Below are 17,804 nucleotides of genomic sequence, written 5' to 3' on the forward strand. Positions count from 1 at the left end.
GATCTCGTATTTCTAATAGTTGCATGTGAGTTCCTGAGTCACTGAACCGTCAACATCTAATGATGATACATTATTTACGTATATTTTTAGTGGGCTATTTCAACGGTCTGCGCTTGTTAAGAATGCTCTCCCTTCCTTTTTACATAAGCACGTCATGCATTGGGCGCTCACAGTTTTGGCAATTGATAGTGCTGATTTTTTTGCAATGCAGGACGTGAGATTTGAAGACAGCGGGGGGTATTACAGGTTTATATTTTTAGCTGACAACGTATGCCGTTGATGCACTTCGCCATGCAAAATGACAGTCTCTATACTGTTGTAGGCTTGGGCACTAGTAAGAGGATTGTCATTGAGTACTAATAAATTGGCTCGTTTTCCGACGTCAATGCTACCGAGTTGTTCTTCTAAACCGAGTGCTTTGGCATTGGCCAGTGTTAAGGCATGTAAAATAGCTGGTAGTGGCACGCCTGCCTCAGCTAGGCGCTGAATCTCTAAATAGCCATTTAGGCCAGGGAATTGGGTATAAAAGGGGCCACTGGGCGTATCGCTGCCAAATAATAAGCGCGCATCATGCTGGGCTAGCTGCTGTACTACTACGCTGGCTCTTTTAATTGGGGCGCTGTACTCCTCTTTGAGATCTTGGTAGCGCACATCACTCAGTTTAAGCCCCATGTTTTTGGCCATTACGCTGCGCATCCACCGACCTTCGGAAGATTGGTACCAACGGCTTAACTCCTTAGGCATGGCATGTGCTAGCGATGGCATATCGAAATAGGCATCGTTAAACAGTTCTTGTTCACCGTAAATAACTTGTATGGTTGCTTGGTAGCCAATTTGCTGTTCAGCTATTTGGTCTATTAATTTAAGGATCTTGGGGCTGGGTTTTAATGTACTTTTATTGCCCCAGCGCCACATACCGTGAGCGATCACATCGGCACCGGCATTAACAGCAAAGATCTGTGATGCTTGGCTGTTACCGTGAACGAAGACTGGCATAGCGTATTGATGTGCACTGCTGATGAGCTCCTGCATCATTGCTTTGCTGGGGTTAGGCAAATTACTTTGGCCACCAAAGCCCTCTTCGTAGAAGGTTTTTACACACTGTGCACCGGCTTGTTTGATTTTTTTTACAACGGCACTGGGGCTATTGTCTTTTGCATTTATATGTTTAGGGATAGTGTCTTTTTGTTTTTCATCGTAGACGATATAAGGTGCCATATCGCTGTTAAAGCGCTCGTGCCTGGGTAGCCATGAAAGCGGATAGCCATTGGCAATAGGCGCGGCTAAACAAAAGTAAGCATCGGGGCGAAGTGCTTGCTTATTCCATTCATCAATGCTCTTTTTGTTTGCTAATAGATCGAGCACCGTAGTAAAACCAAAATACAGATAGCTACGTGGAATTTGTGCTTTGGCTTGCTCTGCAATAGCGGGATGCTTATTGATGTGCTCGTCTTTCATTCCGGGAATGCCCTCTAGATGCACATGGCTGTCGATCAAACCTGGAATAAGGTACTTACCTTCACCGTTAATTACCTTCTCGGCTTTAAAGGCTTGTTTGGAGATGGCTTTGATATAGCCATTTTCAAGCAGTATGTTTTGCGGGCCGAGAGCCCCATTATTATTCGAATCTATAAGTTGTATGTTGTTAATAGCGATACGTTGGGCGTGAGCCTGAGTATTCAAGCAGAAAAATACATAGATAAGAAAGGTGTAGCTAAGGCGTAAGAATTTCATGCGAATAAGGTTTTATAGTTAGACGAAAGCTATTTTTTACCTAATCTGTGCCGCTTAGAGACCTAAAACGCGTTTTAGGTCGAAATTAACGCCTCTATTTTGTACAGTTCTGCTCCTTGAGACCCTTTGGGTAAAGCCCGCCCACCATTATTCTTACCTTATTGTTAAACGAAACATGCAGTCAGTTACTATTCACACATCCTTTGTTGTTGCCACGCTGTGGTTTCTGTTAGGTCTACATCTTATTTCTATAAGTGCCCCGAGTGGTGCCACTGGTCGTATTTCTGCCAGGCTCGCCCCGAGCTTATTGGCTCTTAATTGTTTTTTATGGGCTATTCAAAATACCTTACTGGCTTGCAATTTATTAGGTGCTCCCCAACAGCTAGTTTTGCTTCGTCCTATTCTAGCTATGTTACTTGGGCCTAGTTTGTATTTTTATTATCTTGTTTCTACAAGGCCTCATTTTCAATTTCGGGCGCACCAGTTCATACACCTTCTACCTTTGTTAGTACTCACTTTTCTTTTGTTTGCCGATCTTACTAAAGCTTATTTTTTGATTGATGCTTTTATCCTGATAAGTATGAGCAGCTATACGCTTTTTATTATGCTGAACCTATCTTCAGTACAACGCCTTACGAGTGATGAAAACTTAAACAATGAGGCTGAGGATAAGCGCGAGTATAAAAAAGAAGTGTATCTATGGTTGTGGTTGGTATCAGGCATGATGCTGATTTCGGTCGTGGTTGATATCGCTATCCTTATCGAACTCATGCTTACGAATAAACCCTTGGCGGAGTCTGTCTGGCTTGCGTTCGGTTCGACGCTATTTCTACTTTTTAGCGCTTTTGTTTTGTTGTGTTTTTTGCGGCGCTCGAGCTTATTTGAGTGGGTGTATGTTCTAGGTGAGGCTCGCAGGCAAAAGTATGCAAGCTCTAAACTAACGGATGAGGACTGTAAGCAGTATTTCAAAAAACTAGAGCGACTCCTTAACTCCAATAAGCCCTATAAAGATGGCCGCTTAAAACTAGGAGATGTTGCTAAGCTGCTAGAACTTAACCCGCGTGTGCTTTCCGAGGTGGTGAATAGGCGGTGTGCTATGAATTTTTCTAGTTATTTGAATACCTATCGAGTTGAAGAGGTTAAGCGTTTGTTGCTTGCCGAACCTGAAAAAAACATCACTGAACTTATGTTCGATTCGGGTTTTGTTACCAAGTCTACTTTTAATAAAGAGTTTGCTCGTGTGTGTGGCTGCTCCCCTTCTGCTTATAGAGCACAGAATTTGCCGTAAATATGAGGCTTTAGGTAAGTTAATAGCTACTTGTTGGTAATAAAAAAAGGGAGCTTGCGCTCCCTTTTAAGGTTTTCTGTTAGGCCATCTTACAACAAGATAATCTGGCCTAAGCTTCGACCTTACGGCTTATTGATTCCAAAGGCGCTTCAACAAGTTCCACTTGGTTTCATCAAAGCCTTGCCACTCGCCCCAACCTGCAGTGTTCGAGATTGGATCGTAAGCATGCTTGTACAAACCACCGGTGTCACCTGACTCAGGGTTAATACCCCAGTAACAACCTTGGATTTCTTTTTCGGCCATGTAGTCAACAAAGACATTCTGCCATTGCTCATCAACACCTGGAGTCACGTGGCCCCAACGGTTGATGTCGCGAACGCTAGAACCATTTGGCCAATCTAGGTGTCCACCAAACTCACCGACAACCATGGCGAAACCTTGCTCACGTAGGTAACCAAAGTGCTCGTCCCAGCCTGCGTAAAGTACTTCTGGCTCGATCACAATGTCACACTTCGCATCACCGGCTTCGTCGCCTTCTAAGCTCGCACATTCTGGATCGTTTTGATCCATAAAGGCACTCTTAACATAAACTGAAGGGCCGTAAGCGTGTGGAGAAAGTACTAGGCGCTCTTTAGGAATGTTTAATGGATCTACGCCTTGACCAACAAGGTTTTCACCCCAGTTTGGTACTGATGACTCGTCACCGTGAGGCTCGTCGCCAGTGGCGCGTGTGCCACCTGATACACCTTCAACAAAGACAAGAACGTCCGTGTTAACTTCATTGATCGCTTGGTAAGCGTTCTCAGAAAGCGTTTTCCATTCAGACCATGTGTAGTCATAAGGCTCGTTAAAGATATCAATACCAACGATGTTGTCTACGCCAAGTAGCTCTTGCATGCCAGCAAGTTCACGCAGATCGTCAAGCCATAGTTCTTCGTTGTATTCGTGTACGGTAACGCCTGGGCCTACGTCGGTGCCACAAGAGTAAGTTTCACGGGTGTAGTCGTAATCTTCACGATCAGCATCAACATAAGGAGGCACTGCATCTAAACGACCTGCACGCCAGCCGAGGTAGTTTGAGCATGAGTGAATATCAAGGATCACGCCCACGTCATTGGCATCAGCAAGTTGGATAAATTCTTCCAAAGACTTACGCGCATTTTCGCCGCGAACAGATGGGTGGTTTTTAAGAACCACACCTTTACCTTGTGGATCGGTAGGATCTAGAGTTTGAGGAGCAATTGGTACACGGATAACGTTAATACCTTGCTCGGTAATCTCGTCAAAAGTTTGCTGCATGTCACGGCCAGAACCGGCGCTGCCATTAGTCCAGAAGGTGTTACCTACATAAAGCTCCATCGGTGCGCCGCTTGGGTTGACGCTGTCGTTAGACGGCTCATGACGACCTTCTAAACCAAACCAGTTGCCACATTGCATAGGCATAATGTCACCGTTCTTGGTGATATTACCTGTTGCGTCTACGCGGTACGTGCCGGTAACTGGAGAGACTGAAGGCGTTGGTGATGGCTCCATTGAAGGCATCATTGAAGGTTCTGGTGATGGCTCCATAGACGGCATCATTGAAGGTTCTGGTGATGGTTCCATAGACGGCATCATTGAAGGTTCTGGTGATGGCTCCATTGACGGCATCATTGAAGGTTCTGGTGATGGTTCCATAGACGGCATCATTGAAGGTTCTGGTGATGGTTCCATAGACGGCATCATTGAAGGCTCTGGTGATGGCTCCATAGTAGGTATTATCGTTGGCATGGGTGAAGGTGACGGAGATGGTTGACTGCCGTCTTTGCCATTAAATATAAAGTTGGTAGGAATCGTTGAGCCACCCGGAGATGCAATAAAACCGAAGTTCACTTGCTGGCCACTGCGGATATCGCTGTTGTAACCCATATCACCCAGTACATAGGTAGAGCCTACATGAGAAATAATTTTGGCATTCCAGATTTGGTCGATGTCAAAGTCGGCTTCAAACTCTACGGTCCAACCGCTTACGTTTGTAGACTCGTCATTTTCAATAATAGTGGTGCCCTGAAAGGCTGCGCCCCAGTCGCCATTTGAAGACATGTTGACTGTCGCTGCACTGGCCCCAGCTGAGGCAATTAAGCTCGTCAGCGTAGCGGCTAATAGTGATTTTTTCATTAACAACTCCTTGCTAAATATTGGCTCTGCCCCTCGTTTTCATAACGAAGTCGCAGTTCGATAAAACGCTGTTAATCTAGTGAGCAGTTATGAATGCTTCGCCTAAATTGGTGCATTGCAGGAGTTCAAACGTCTAAAAATAAGCAGAATACGTGTAAAAAAACGAAATATGTGCATTAAAAGACGCTGATGGCGCCTTAAATCGCGCCTGTGCTGAATGGAGCAAGGTATTGTGAACGCATACACACTTTGAAAAAGAGGCTTTTTTAGATCGTAATAAGCCCGCTTTTATCTACAGGCTAAAGAGGAGGTAAGTAGGAATATATGGACCTTTTAGTTCGTTAAATTAATGTTTGAGGTTAAGGTCTTGGGCATGACTTTAAGAATGATGCTGTTGAACTGAAGCGTGTAGAGATTAATCATGCTTATGGTCCGTCTTTGCTACAATGGGCGTTTTAGATATTTGTATCGACGCTTGGAACTTTGAGTTGACTAACCTAGCTAGTAAACAGCCTCAGCCTATTGTAATTATTTCACACCGCCCTAATGGCGCGGCGTTTCGTTATCGTATACAGCCTCTTGTTGAACTTTTAACAGAAAAGGGGCTGCCGTGTACGGTAATTCCTCTCGTTAAGAAAAATTATGGTTTACGGTTTTTAGCTTATAAAAAACTTATAGAGCAAGCGCCTTTTGTTTTACTTCATAAAGTACGGATGCCTAGGTTAGAGGCTGCATTTCTTTTCTCTTTGAATCGTCACTTTTATTTTGACATCGATGACGCCATTTATATGCAGCAGCCTAAGTATGTGGGCCATGTTCGCCGACCTAGCTGGGTTCGCAAAAGAAACTTTGAATATATGGCTCAGCAATGCCGTACAGTTATTGTTGGCAATGAGTTTTTAGCTAAAAAAGTCATTGAAGCAAAGGGTAAACCGCAGCAAGCGCCAACAGGTATCGATGTACAAAATTATCAAGCACGAGCATTAGATGCGAATTCGTTTCGTGCTGTATGGGTTGGAATGCCGGCCAACATACGTTATCTAGACGCCATACGCCCTGCTTTGGTTAAGGTTGCTGAGCAAGAGCCTAGATTTAAGTTGGTTGTGATCTCTTCAGAGTTCCCTGATTGGGATGATGTGCCAATAGAAAAAGTTGTCTGGAGCTTAAATGGTGAGAAGGCCGAGATTGCTCGCGCTGATATGGGCCTAATGCCACTCGCTCATGATGAGTATTCAGAGGCAAAGTGCGCTTTTAAATTACTGCAGTATATGGCCGCAGGCATAGCTTGTATTGGCTCTCCTGTTGGTGCAAATTGTGACGTGGTTGAGCAAGGGCAATCTGGCTTTTTGGCTGATAGTTTAGAACAGTGGAGAGATTCGATTCTGACCTTGCTGAATGATGAAGGGCTTCGCCAAGCCATGGGCCAGCGAGGGCGAGAATTAGCCGAAGAGCATTACGACACTCGAAAAATAGCTCAAAACACCTTGGCTTTTTTAGAAGAAGATTCTAAGCGCTAACGATTCCGTAGCTAGGCCTCACTGTCGCTGTTCTTCTTAACCAATGGGGTTAATACTAGAGCAAAGATTGCTAAGGCTAAATTACCAAGAGAGGGCGGGTAGGACCTTATCGCTCGCCCTCGTTATTGGTCGGCTGTTTCTTTAAACAAATCTACAAAGCGATTTGCAGTAGCATTCGTAAACCCGTCACAAGTAAAATCACCGCAAACACTTTTTTAAGTTTTGCCGCATCCAGCTTTGCCGCTAGTGAAGCACCTACTGGTGCGAACACCACGGTTAAAGGCACAATACATAAAAAAGCGAGCAGGTTAACTAAACCCAAAGTACCTGCTGGTGCATCGACAGGAGTATTGCCGAGTAGCAACATGGTTAGTGCTCCGGGCAATGAAATAAGTAAGCCAATGGCGGCCGCAGTACCAACGGCTTTATGAGCAGGATAGTTGCATAAGGTAAGCATAGGTACAGAAAGGGTACCCCCACCGATACCGATCATTGAGCTAAAAAAACCAATGCATGAGCCCATTGCACTTTGGCCTAACTGACCTGGCAGTTGTTGAAATATTGACGACTTACCGGTTCTGAATAACATATTCAACGCTGATAAGGTCGCTATTAGACCAAACAAGATTGTAAACCAAGTGCCGTTAACCCGAGTTACCAGCCAGCTACCTGCTAATACGCCAATAAAAATAAATGCGGCCCAGCGTTTTAATAACGCAAAATCGACATTACCTTTTTGGTTGTGTGCTCGAATAGAGCTAATAGAAGTCGGCACGATGGTTGCCAGCGAGGTAGCTGTTGCTACGACCATGGCGGTGTCTGCTGATACCCCAAAGCTTTGAAACAAAAAAAATAATACCGGCACAATAACAATGCCACCGCCTACACCTAAGAGGCCAGCTAAGATACCGGCAAATGCACCGGTAGCGACCAGTGCTAAAAAGCTAGGTCCATGTTGTGTTAAAAATTCAATGCTGCTCATTCACTACTACTTACTATGATCATTTACTGCCTTGGTTATAGGTTTATAACCAAGGCACTGGTTTTGCTTTTTAAGCATCGCTTCTAGATCGACCCAGGCGTTAGACTGAAAGTTCTTCTCTCACAATGGCTGCACCTGCGTTTAGGGCATCAAGTTTGGCTTTGGCAACCCCTCGTGGCAGTGGTGCCATACCACAGTTAGTACAGGGGTAGAGTTTATCAGCATCTACATAGTTAAGTGCTTTACGTAAGGTGGCTGCGACTTCTTCCGGCGTCTCGATCGTATTACTGGCCACATCAATGGCGCCAACCATTACTTTTTTGCCTCGAATCAGCTCAAGTAAGTCAATTGGCACATGTGAGTTATGACACTCAAGCGAAATGATGTCGATATTGGATTGCTGTAGTTTAGGGAATATTTGTTCATATTGCCGCCATGCAGAGCCTAAGCTGAGCTTCCAGTCAGTGTTGGCTTTAATACCGTAACCGTAACAAATATGCACAGCAGTTTCGCATTTTAAACCTTCTATGGCTTTTTCTAAGCAGGCAATACCCCAATCATTCACATCATCAAAAAACACATTAAAAGCAGGTTCATCAAACTGGATGATATCAACACCTGCGGCCTCTAATTCTTTTGCTTCTTGATTCAGTATAAGAGCGAATTCCCAAGCCAGTTTTTCACGGCTTTGATAATACTCATCGTAAAGCGTATCAATCATTGTCATTGGGCCGGGTAAAGCCCACTTGATCGGTTGATCAGTTTGTTGGCGCAAGAACTTAGCATCTTCAGTAAATACAGACCTTGGGCGACTTACTGGGCCTATCACCGTCGGTACGCTGGCATCGTATCGATCACGTATTTTTACGGTTTTACGCCTATTAAAATCAACGCCCTCTAGGTGCTCGATAAACGTGGTTACAAAGTGTTGGCGCGTTTGTTCGCCATCACTCACAATATCAATGCCCGACTGGGATTGTTCTTGCAGTGCAATACGCAAAGCATCTTGTTTGCCGCTTACTAATTCGTCATCTTGTAATTTCCAAGGCGACCAAAGCGCTTCGGGTTCTGCAAGCCAAGAGGGTTTAGGTAAGCTACCGGCCGTTGATGTAGGCAATAATGTTTTCATAATAACACTTCAATAAAATTCTATAGTTGATAGCTTGCGGACCATTGATCAAGAATATTCTGGTATGGCTTTAATAGCTTTTCTTCTGCAAATCTACCCTGTTTAATCGCCAACTGGCTGCGCTCTTCTCTGTCATAAACGATTTGAGTTAATGAGTGATCTGAATGCTTTAAGTTAGGTTGGTAAAACTTTCCTGCTGTCGCGTTGGCGTTATAAATTTCAGGGCGATAGATCTTTTGGAAGGTCTCCATCGTGCTAATAGTGCTGATGAGTTCTAGGTTGCTGTAATCGCATAGCAAATCACCAAAGAAGTAAAATGCCAAAGGCGCAACACTGTTTTCTGGCATAAAGTACCTAACTTCAAACCCCATCTTTTTAAAATACTGCTCTGTCAAAGACGACTCATTTGGTAGGTATTCAATACCTAATACTGGGTGTTGATTTTCAGTGCGGCGATAGATCTTGTTATCCGAAACACTTAGGCATATGACTGGTGCTTTATTAAAGTTTTCTTTGTACGTGCTCGATCTTATAAAGTCTTGGAAAAGCTTGCCGTGCAAGTCACCAAAATCCTCTGGAATACTAAACTGGGTTTGATCTTTATTGTGATTAGGCAATAGCACGCTAAAGTCATAATCACGAACATAAGAAGAAAAATTATTGCCTACTATGCCTTCAAACCTTTTGTTGCTTTGGTGGTCGAGAATATGAGTCTTAAGAATTTCAATCGATGGGAAGTGCTGTCCATTCCCTTCGATATCAATATCAACGGAAATAATTTCCAACTCAACGGAGTAACGATCACCCTTAGGGTTATCCCAATGGGCGAGCGCATTAAAGCGGCTGTTCACCATGCGTAGGGCGTTACGCAAATTCGCTTGGCGACTCTCGCCCCGAGCTAAATTAGCGAAATTGGTAGTGATGCGTGTACTGTCTGAGGGGCAATAGTTTTCATCAAAACTAATGCGTTTGATTGTGTATGCGAAATCGTTGCTCATCGTATCTAGTATCCAACTCTGATTTTTCCTGTGTCCCCATGGCTTTTTTAGATCTCATCTTGTGATCAGCAAAAGCAGGCTGCACGTTATACGCATAGCACTTGATGAATAAAATTGATTTTATTTAATGGAACTGTGAGTTTTGCTCATGCTTGTGTGCAGGCAAGGCTGGGCGGGGCTTTTGCTTAGGTGGTATTGGTTAGTCGTTTAGTATTTAGCTTTATGGTTGAGTGTAATGGGTAGGTGAGTTAGCCATGTGTGAGTCTATTGGGGGCTTGTTGGTTTGCCTTGTTTTTTCTACATGCCCTTAAATCGGCGGCATGTGGTAGGTCCTAGCTCTTGCTTGCTTCCGCTGCTTGTTTTTGAGTGCGGGCGAGTTCTATAAAGGCTTCAAGATATTCAATGTTGGCGTCACTTTCACGGGTGCCTAAAAAAATCTGCTTGTCTATGCCGCTTTCACCCAAGCGCACCACAGCCAGTGGTAACTTAGTGCAGTATTCTTCAGCTAGCCAGCGAGGTAGAGCCGCCACACCGCGCCCACAAGCCACCATTTGCAGCATGATTTCGGTGGTCTCACTGGTTTTGTGGTGTTTGGGCACCACTGCCGCTGGGTTAAGAAATTGAGTGTAAATATCGAGCCTGTCGGTAGCGACTGGGTAGGTAAGCAAAACTTGCTCACGTAAATCTTCAGCTTGTGCGTATTCACAAGTTGCTAAGTGGTGCTGCTTGGGCACCACTAACACCTGCTCGTAATCAAACACCGGTTTAAAGCATAGGCCGCTCTTATAGAACGGATCTGGTGTTACCAATAAATCGATTTCGTAATCCAGTAAAGCGCGTACACCGCCAAATTGAAACTTTTGTTTTACATCGACATCGACGTCTGGCCACATATCTAAAAACGGTGAAACAACCCTTAATAACCACTGATAACAAGGGTGGCACTCCATACCAATACGCAAGGTGCCACGCTCACCCTGAGCGATTTGTTTGAGCTTGCTATCGGCATTATCGAGCATGGGCAGCACACGGCTAGCGATATTAAGTAGATAGCGGCCTGCCTGCGTGGGTCGTAGGCTGCGTCCCTCACGTATCCAGATCTCGGTGCCCAGCTGGTCTTCGAGTTTTCGTATGCTGTGGCTCAGCGCAGATTGGGTTACACACAGCTTTTTGGCTGCAGCGGTTAGGGAACCGTGCTGTTCAACAGCGTGAACAATCTTAAGATGGATGCGTTCAATCATTATGTGTATGAGTAAAATTAATGGATGGGTGAAAATATACCATTTTTATTCACTTTAGAAGGGCTCTAAGCTGTTTAGCTCTTAAGTGTTGAATTATTAACGTGGGCTTCGATATGGATGAACTTACTGCTGCGCCAAGGTATACGCGTGTGACACATACCTGTCGGGTCGTTGATGTCATGCCTTTAAACACGGCTACGGTTAAGGTCGAACTGCAATCGTCTTTGGCGCTGCACTATCATGCGGGCCAATATTTAGCACTTGAGTTAGATGTAAACGGTGATGGAAAAACACACTCGTTATTTTATTCGATTACTAACGCATTTAATCCTGAGCAGCCTCAACGCTTAGAATTATTTATTCAAAACAGCAGTGAATTTTCAGAAAAGATCATTACACGGCTTCTTGAATTAAGTCAGGTTAATGCCGAAGTTACCGTGAACTTGCCGATGGGCCAAGCCTATTTGCAAACAGGTTTAGATGCGACTCATGTATTAATTGCGGCAGGTTCTGGTATTTCTAAAATTAAATGCATCGCAGAAGAAATCTTAAAGCAAAAGCCAGATGCCGATATCAGCATCTACTGGTCGAATAAAAATATTGGCGACTTTTATCTGCTTGAGCTTTTCCAAGCTTGGCGGTCTCAGCACGATAAGCTGAGATTTACCCCAATTTTAGAAACGGATGAAGTCGCTTGGTTGGGGCGCTCGGGCTATATCTACAAAGTGATTGACGATGACTTTGAGCAACTTGAAGCCACAAAACTGTACTTATGTGGTTCGCCACAAATGGTCTATGGCACCATTGATAAGCTTAAACACCTTGGTCTACAAGAGGCTAATTGTTATTCCGATGCTTTTGAGTTTGCGCCGCGAGACCAACAAGAAGCCAGTTGAAATGAGCATATTCAGGCATTTTTTAAACAAGCCGTATGAATAAAGTGAATAGTGATCAAATACGCGCCAATTAGCTAAAGCCCTTGCTATACATGGTCTGTGGGCGATGCTCCAAGGGCTGTACGCACTTATTCAGGATTTTATCCACAGATGCTGTGGGTAAAGTTGGAGCAGGCTTAGCCTTTATTCAAAAAGGACTTTGATGCTTGTATGAACTTATATTGTAGTGAGCGCATTTAAGAATGCGGTCGTCTCTTCAGGCTTATCGGGTGTTGTTTTTAATGAAGATCTTTCCAGTACTGCAGGTGAGTTTACTTGAGTCTTAAATCTGGAAGATGGATGTATTTCGAGGTTTACATTGGCTGTGAGTATGATATAGATTTGGATCGCTATATAGATTGTTTGTAGTAGCTCACCGGCTGGTACTACTGTGCCTGCGACACATCCGTCAGAGTATCAAGCGCTCTTAAAAATCATACCTTGATTTGACACCTTCCATCGTGAACACGCCCCTCCGCAATGAGCACACATTGTGGCGGATAAATCCGCCACGTATATAAACCATTAAAAATGGCACATCACTAATCTGAGAATCGACGGGTATAGAGTGCAGCATTCAGCTCTTTTGATGCTTCAACCATCTCAGCATACGGCTCATCAGTCACCGAAATAAAGCCAATATTATAGTTTTCACCATCATAAGCTCGGCCGGTAAGTGGTCCATCTGCATATTGAAAGTAGTGCGCACCCACAAAATAGGGGTTATCAATAACAGAGTACATATAGTCTTTAAGCATTTTAGCTCGGTCTTTCTGGTCAGCCGCCACAATTAAGCCTGGGTGATACATACCCCTATCAGTCGCTCCCATATGGAATTCGCCAATAATTGCGGGCATATCAATTTCTTCCATAAAATCCCATTTTTTCTTAATCAGGCCTTCTTTGTAAACATTAAAGCTAATCACATCAACATGTTTCGCAGAAGCTTTTACAACTTCAATAGGCATGCCCCAGTCTGGGAAACGTGCACCCAAATAGAGGTGGTTGGGCATATACTTTTTCATCATCGTATTTACAATGCTGAAATATTGTTCCCCATACGCACCGAGCATATCACCATAATCTTTTTCCTGAGCCTCGGTTGTGAGCGAAGAATCAATACCTTTATCGAACTCAGACCAGCTCGATATATTCTTCTTCCAAGCTTCATTTAGCTCGGCTATTGATGCATAGCGAGCTTTCATCATTTTTGTGAAATGAGCCTTTGTAGGTACTTCTGCACCGTCCCTTCTTAGAGTGTTTATCACAATGCCGTACAGTGTTGATTTGGAATTTGGTCGACCGAAACTCTTTTCATTATCGATAAATACACCAACACACCATGGGCTATCTTGCACTTCCCTAGCGACTTTCATAGCCGTTTTTTCAGTAGCTTCGGCAAATGCAGGGTCAAATACGTCCGGTAATGCCCCCCAAAAATCCTGCCCACTCGATACTGTTTTGTACTTACCTCGAATCCATCCGTTAGCAAAATAGGGTATTTTATTGTTTTGATACAATTTAGGAGACGTCCAATTACCTAACGACGTGAATCCCCAGCTGATCATTCGATCAACGGTTACATCGAGCCATTTCTGCTCATAGTTTTTTCCGTATTTTCTTTCCAAATTTGCCCTTTGAAAATTAAACGACTCGCCTTTCTTGAGTGCACCTGAGTGTGTATTTGGCATGTAACCAAAGTGCTTTGCGAGCGGCTCACCTTTTTTTGGCAACCACTCAAACATGTCTGCACGAAGAGCTAGTTCGACGTGGCGACCGGTTCGGTCTTGGACCGATTCGTAGTCATAACCTGTCATTGTTGCTGCATCGCCTAAACGTATGATATCGAGGCCCGTTGCGAAATATGCATAGCCCTCTGGGTCGATTAGCATCCACTTGCCTTTAACTTTTTCCGCACGAAAATAACCAGTGGCTTTACTTTTGGGGCCATTTTTCCAACCGCCAAAACGACTTCGATCGTGCATTAACTCGCCGGTTAACGTTTCCGCTTCCTTTTCGCGCCGTTTAATCAGTTCCTTTTCCGAGTGGATTTTACCGGGATAGTCTAACTTGGCGTTTTGACCAAACTTATCGACAATATCTGTTAGATAGTCAGGATTTTTAGGTGGGTTCTTTCGCAGTCGAATATTGTCGATAGTAATCTCTTTGTTAAATAAAGCGGATTGCACGCTGAACCGTATATGCTTGATCGCACTTGTATTAATATTTTTCTTTCCCCAAAACGAAATAAATTGCTCATCATCAGACTCCCAGGTAACTGGATTGTTACGCAGGCCCGATAAAAAATTCAGCTCTATATCACCACGGCCATCAGGCGTAGCTAGATCGTGCCCCGCAATCTTCGCGTAATAGGTTCGACTCGGACCCACGGGCACATTTACTGCACGCGTATAATTTGCACCTTTTGCGTCACCTACGTCTAAATATATGTGAACTGAGTGCTCACCTTGGTTGCTGATATCGAAAGCGATATTGAAATCATCGTATGCGCTCCAGTCGTATGGTGTCTCTGGCTTCAATACAAACGCTGACCATGCATTGTTTTCAGAGTTAAACTTAACATTTAAAGCGGTTGAACCGGTCTCTACTAACGCTCCTTTTGAGGCGGGAAAAGCCATCTCTGGGGCAATAACACCGTCTTCAAAATCGTAAAGTATTTCAAGCGTTTCATCTGTATCGACAGGAATATGCGCGTTCTCTGTTTGAGTACACGATATGGACAAGGACGCGAGTATGAGGAAAAGCACTTTTTTCATTTTTTTACCTTGGAGGAAACGTATGTTTTTATCTTTAGGACGGATTAGATCAATGCAGCTTAAACACCGTGAGCTTTAGACACGACAACGAGCTATGCGATCATAGCTCTATTGCAATATCGTTATAGTGAATTTTAGTATAGCAACTGTGGAGAACTGTACGGATATAAAGCACTGAGGGGTAACTGAGCTTAAAGCCTGCCTTCAAAGTACCAGGGGGCGCCATGCCACTGTAGATAGACTTCGGTATTGCGACTTCCTCACCAAGTAAACAGCCCAGCACCAGACTATTGCCTTTAGTGCTAATCAAAGGCAATTTTTCGGACGCTTACTGATCGAAGTTACGAAGCCATAGCTCTCCCAAACCAACTAAACCAAGCTCACCTAAGGTGCGCGTAATATCTAACTAGCCAAGCGTTCTGCGTGTATTCTCTGAACAGTGTTCGAGCGACAAGTAAGCGAAACGATATGCGCTGTAAAGCAAAAGATCCGCCGTTAACAAAAATGGCGGATCTCGATTCTCGCATTTATCTATAGTCAGGGAGCAAGATCTACACGCTGATAACTGCGAATCCAATCAATCTCGAAAATATTATCGGCTTCTATAGATAGCTCATTTACCGTTGGCCAAACTCCTCCGTTTACCTGCCAGCCCTGAGCTGCGCCGGAGAATAATATTGTTTCTGGCCGACTAAGCCCATTGCCATCCAAGTGCTCATTTGGATCAATCATCTCAGGCCCAGTGACCGTGCGTACCAATACACCATCAACGTAATACTCCAGGTGGAAAGGGTCTCGCCAGTAAACGCCAACACGATGAAAACCATCTCTCCAATAAATGTTGTCGGTATGTACGTGCCAGCTACCAGCATCTTTTGGTTGATAATCTGTTATCGGCGTGGCATCACGATCGAAGGTGTGGTGCGACAAGTGCATACGCTTCGCGTACCACTCGCGACTTGAGACCGAGCTTTCCGACCAACTGGAGCCGTACGCCTCGACAATATCGATTTCCTCGGCACTGTTATCGCTGAGCATCCAGACCGCATTGGCCATGACAGAATTCATGACTTTGACGCGTGTTTCGATGAAAGCAGGATAACTAATAGACTGGCGCGCATGAATTGCGCTGAAATAGTTAGTGTTTTGAGCGGCGTCTTTGGAGGTTGCTTTCAACTGCAGGCTACCATCGAATACACGAGAATTGTCTGGCGTCCAAGTCGTATTTCCGAAGCCGGGCCATGTATTTATATAACCGTCTTCCCAGCGCTCATTAAATGCCTCGCCTTTGCTTGAGCCCCATGGGGTTTCATAATTGAAGCTGTCTGAAAGCTCGTCGATCAACTGCCAGCTGAATTCAGTGTTGCCACTCTCAGCAGGAACTTCCAAGCCATCCCAGTCCTGGCTAGCCGCCGGACCTGGATCAATGACTTCAACACTGCGCGTCAAAGTACTTTCATTGCCAGCGCTGTCTTCAGCGCGATAGGTAATCGTGTAGTTACCAATGTTATCGACGATCACGACGGAATCGGCATCGCTCGTAACCGGTACAGAACCGTCGACGTCGTCAACCGCGGTCGCGCCGGGGTCAACAAAGGCCAAGCCAAATTCATGCTGAATAGCTGCATCACCGACCAAGGTAATGACCGGCGCGACACTATCAAGCTCTGGGCTAGCTGTTGGTGTGGGAGTCGCTGTAACACTGGGCTCAGGACTTGGTGACGCCGTTGGTGGAGTTGTTGTGGGCTCAGGGCTTGGTGTCACAGTCGGTTGAGTTGTGGGCTCAGGCGAAGCAGAGGGGGATTCCGGGCTGGTGTCACCTTCGGATCCGCCACAGGCGCTTAGCGCCAGAGTGACGGATAACGACAAAAGACTATTTCGACTCAGAAAGGCATAGAGGAAGCTGTGTTTTTTCATTTGCACCTGCTTTTTTAGACGTACTTAAAAATCAAACAGCGAGTGCTTTGTGTACCATCTCCTTCGGAATGATCTTCGCTAATCCTAAGGAGCAGCAAAATCCGTTTTACTTGCTAACGCAGTGCTGTCAGTTATTTGAATAATTAATAAACACGCTACCACGACTACTAGTCACACGAAATGTAAGGCATGTTTTTTTTAAAAACTGTCCGGCTTTGGGTTTCGATAGGAAACGACGGACACCCTTCGGGCAGCCTGATATTAAAAACGGACAGCTAGATGGCGAACAGTTGAGAGACAACGAGCTACAAATCGAAGAACTCGATCGGTGTTGTCTGTTTTTAATAGTTTAAAGCCATATCCGTTTCGGAAATTCTATTGAGCGCCTCGAGTTAAAGAATTTTTATATGGAGTCCTGACGGTTTCATTGAGACGCAGATAATGGAATGCAATGTATGTTGGCTGGCTTGGCCGCAGTGACACTGGAACGATGGTGCTCAAAGGCCCCCTTGGCTTTGTACTCACCTACCGTACAGGCCGAGGTCCTACAGCTTCAGCCCCCCCTTCAGTCTTAAAACTGAAGGGGGGGCTTTAGTTAGCTCTCTATTCAGTAGCACCCTTCCTAAACTTAAACCCCTCAATCGTATTGTAATCCTGCCGCTGCTGAGTAAAGGCATTAAAAATAATACCGCTGGCGACATTCACGTTAATCGATGCACCTGCACCAAATTGTGGAATAAAGACGCAGCTGTCACATTGTTCAAGAATGCTGGGCTGAATACCGGCGCCTTCGTTGCCGAGAATAAACAGTGCGTTTTTATCGAAGGTTTTTGCGTTGATTGATTCTGCATCGGTGGTGATTTCTACAGCGACAACTTCAAAGTCTTTCTGGCGATAGTGGGTGATGGCGTCTTTGATATCAAAAAAGTGCCGAAATTTCGTGGTACTGGTGGTGCGTTGATTGCCGAAGGTCGAGAACTTTTTGCGTCCGATCACACAAATCTCTAATACGCCAAAGGCATTGGCGGTGCGTATAAGCTGGCCAATATTGGTATTGCTTTGAATATTAAAAATCAATAAAACAAAATTCATTGCGTTTCCAAAGTTATGCGTCCAGCGGTTTTTAATC

General features: G+C 44.6%; 12 protein-coding genes. 3 read left to right on the plus strand and 9 right to left on the minus strand.

Going from position 1 to position 17,804, the window contains the following annotated elements:
* Nucleotides 1–240: 240 nt before the first annotated feature.
* Nucleotides 241–1,734 (minus strand): amidohydrolase family protein, encoded by a 1,494-nt coding sequence (locus AB1S55_RS06500; RefSeq protein WP_370980988.1) that lies wholly within the window; start codon nucleotides 1,732–1,734, stop codon nucleotides 241–243.
* Between the two features lie 604 nt (nucleotides 1,735–2,338).
* Here AB1S55_RS06500 and AB1S55_RS06505 point away from each other — a divergent pair.
* Nucleotides 2,339–3,022: a helix-turn-helix domain-containing protein gene (locus AB1S55_RS06505; RefSeq protein WP_370980989.1), complete on the plus strand. Its 684-nt coding sequence runs from the start codon at nucleotides 2,339–2,341 to the stop codon at nucleotides 3,020–3,022.
* A 129-nt stretch (nucleotides 3,023–3,151) separates the two neighbouring features.
* Here AB1S55_RS06505 and AB1S55_RS06510 read toward each other — a convergent pair whose 3' ends face one another.
* Nucleotides 3,152–5,179: a cellulase family glycosylhydrolase gene (locus AB1S55_RS06510; protein WP_370980990.1), complete on the minus strand. Its 2,028-nt coding sequence runs from the start codon at nucleotides 5,177–5,179 to the stop codon at nucleotides 3,152–3,154.
* A gap of 446 nt (nucleotides 5,180–5,625) precedes the next feature.
* Here AB1S55_RS06510 and AB1S55_RS06515 point away from each other — a divergent pair, with 446 nt between their 5' ends.
* Nucleotides 5,626–6,696 (plus strand): glycosyltransferase family 4 protein, encoded by a 1,071-nt coding sequence (locus tag AB1S55_RS06515; RefSeq protein ID WP_370980991.1) that lies wholly within the window; start codon nucleotides 5,626–5,628, stop codon nucleotides 6,694–6,696.
* Nucleotides 6,697–6,847: 151 nt separating this feature from the next.
* Here the strand turns inward: AB1S55_RS06515 and AB1S55_RS06520 are convergent, their stop codons facing one another.
* From AB1S55_RS06520 to AB1S55_RS06535, 4 genes are all read right to left on the minus strand, one after another.
* A complete protein-coding gene (locus AB1S55_RS06520; protein WP_370980992.1) occupies nucleotides 6,848–7,678 on the minus strand; it encodes a sulfite exporter TauE/SafE family protein in 831 nt (276 codons plus the stop codon).
* Between the two features lie 100 nt (nucleotides 7,679–7,778).
* Nucleotides 7,779–8,807, minus strand: coding sequence for a methionine synthase (locus tag AB1S55_RS06525; RefSeq protein ID WP_370980993.1), 1,029 nt, complete (start codon nucleotides 8,805–8,807; stop codon nucleotides 7,779–7,781).
* 20 nt (nucleotides 8,808–8,827) lie between these two features.
* Complete coding sequence (locus AB1S55_RS06530) at nucleotides 8,828–9,805, minus strand: DUF1852 domain-containing protein (protein WP_370980994.1); 978 nt, start codon at nucleotides 9,803–9,805, stop codon at nucleotides 8,828–8,830.
* Between the two features lie 332 nt (nucleotides 9,806–10,137).
* Nucleotides 10,138–11,046, minus strand: coding sequence for a LysR family transcriptional regulator (locus tag AB1S55_RS06535; protein ID WP_370980995.1), 909 nt, complete (start codon nucleotides 11,044–11,046; stop codon nucleotides 10,138–10,140).
* Nucleotides 11,047–11,159: 113 nt separating this feature from the next.
* On the opposite strand from AB1S55_RS06535, the gene AB1S55_RS06540 reads away from it, so the two are divergent.
* On the plus strand, nucleotides 11,160–11,942 hold the full coding sequence (locus AB1S55_RS06540) for a hypothetical protein (protein WP_370980996.1): 783 nt from the start codon (nucleotides 11,160–11,162) through the stop codon (nucleotides 11,940–11,942).
* Between the two features lie 581 nt (nucleotides 11,943–12,523).
* Here the strand turns inward: AB1S55_RS06540 and AB1S55_RS06545 are convergent.
* The 3 genes from AB1S55_RS06545 to AB1S55_RS06555 all read right to left on the minus strand — a co-directional run bounded on the left by AB1S55_RS06545 (nucleotide 12,524) and on the right by AB1S55_RS06555 (nucleotide 17,767).
* On the minus strand, nucleotides 12,524–14,758 hold the full coding sequence (locus AB1S55_RS06545; RefSeq protein ID WP_370980997.1) for a beta-galactosidase: 2,235 nt from the start codon (nucleotides 14,756–14,758) through the stop codon (nucleotides 12,524–12,526).
* A 537-nt stretch (nucleotides 14,759–15,295) separates the two neighbouring features.
* On the minus strand, nucleotides 15,296–16,675 hold the full coding sequence (locus AB1S55_RS06550; RefSeq protein ID WP_370980998.1) for an immunoglobulin-like domain-containing protein: 1,380 nt from the start codon (nucleotides 16,673–16,675) through the stop codon (nucleotides 15,296–15,298).
* Nucleotides 16,676–17,278: 603 nt separating this feature from the next.
* Nucleotides 17,279–17,767: a TrmH family RNA methyltransferase gene (locus AB1S55_RS06555; RefSeq protein WP_370980999.1), complete on the minus strand. Its 489-nt coding sequence runs from the start codon at nucleotides 17,765–17,767 to the stop codon at nucleotides 17,279–17,281.
* Nucleotides 17,768–17,804 lie beyond the last annotated feature (37 nt).

The organism is Agaribacterium sp. ZY112, assembly GCF_041346925.1.
GTDB lineage: Bacteria > Pseudomonadota > Gammaproteobacteria > Pseudomonadales > Cellvibrionaceae > Agaribacterium.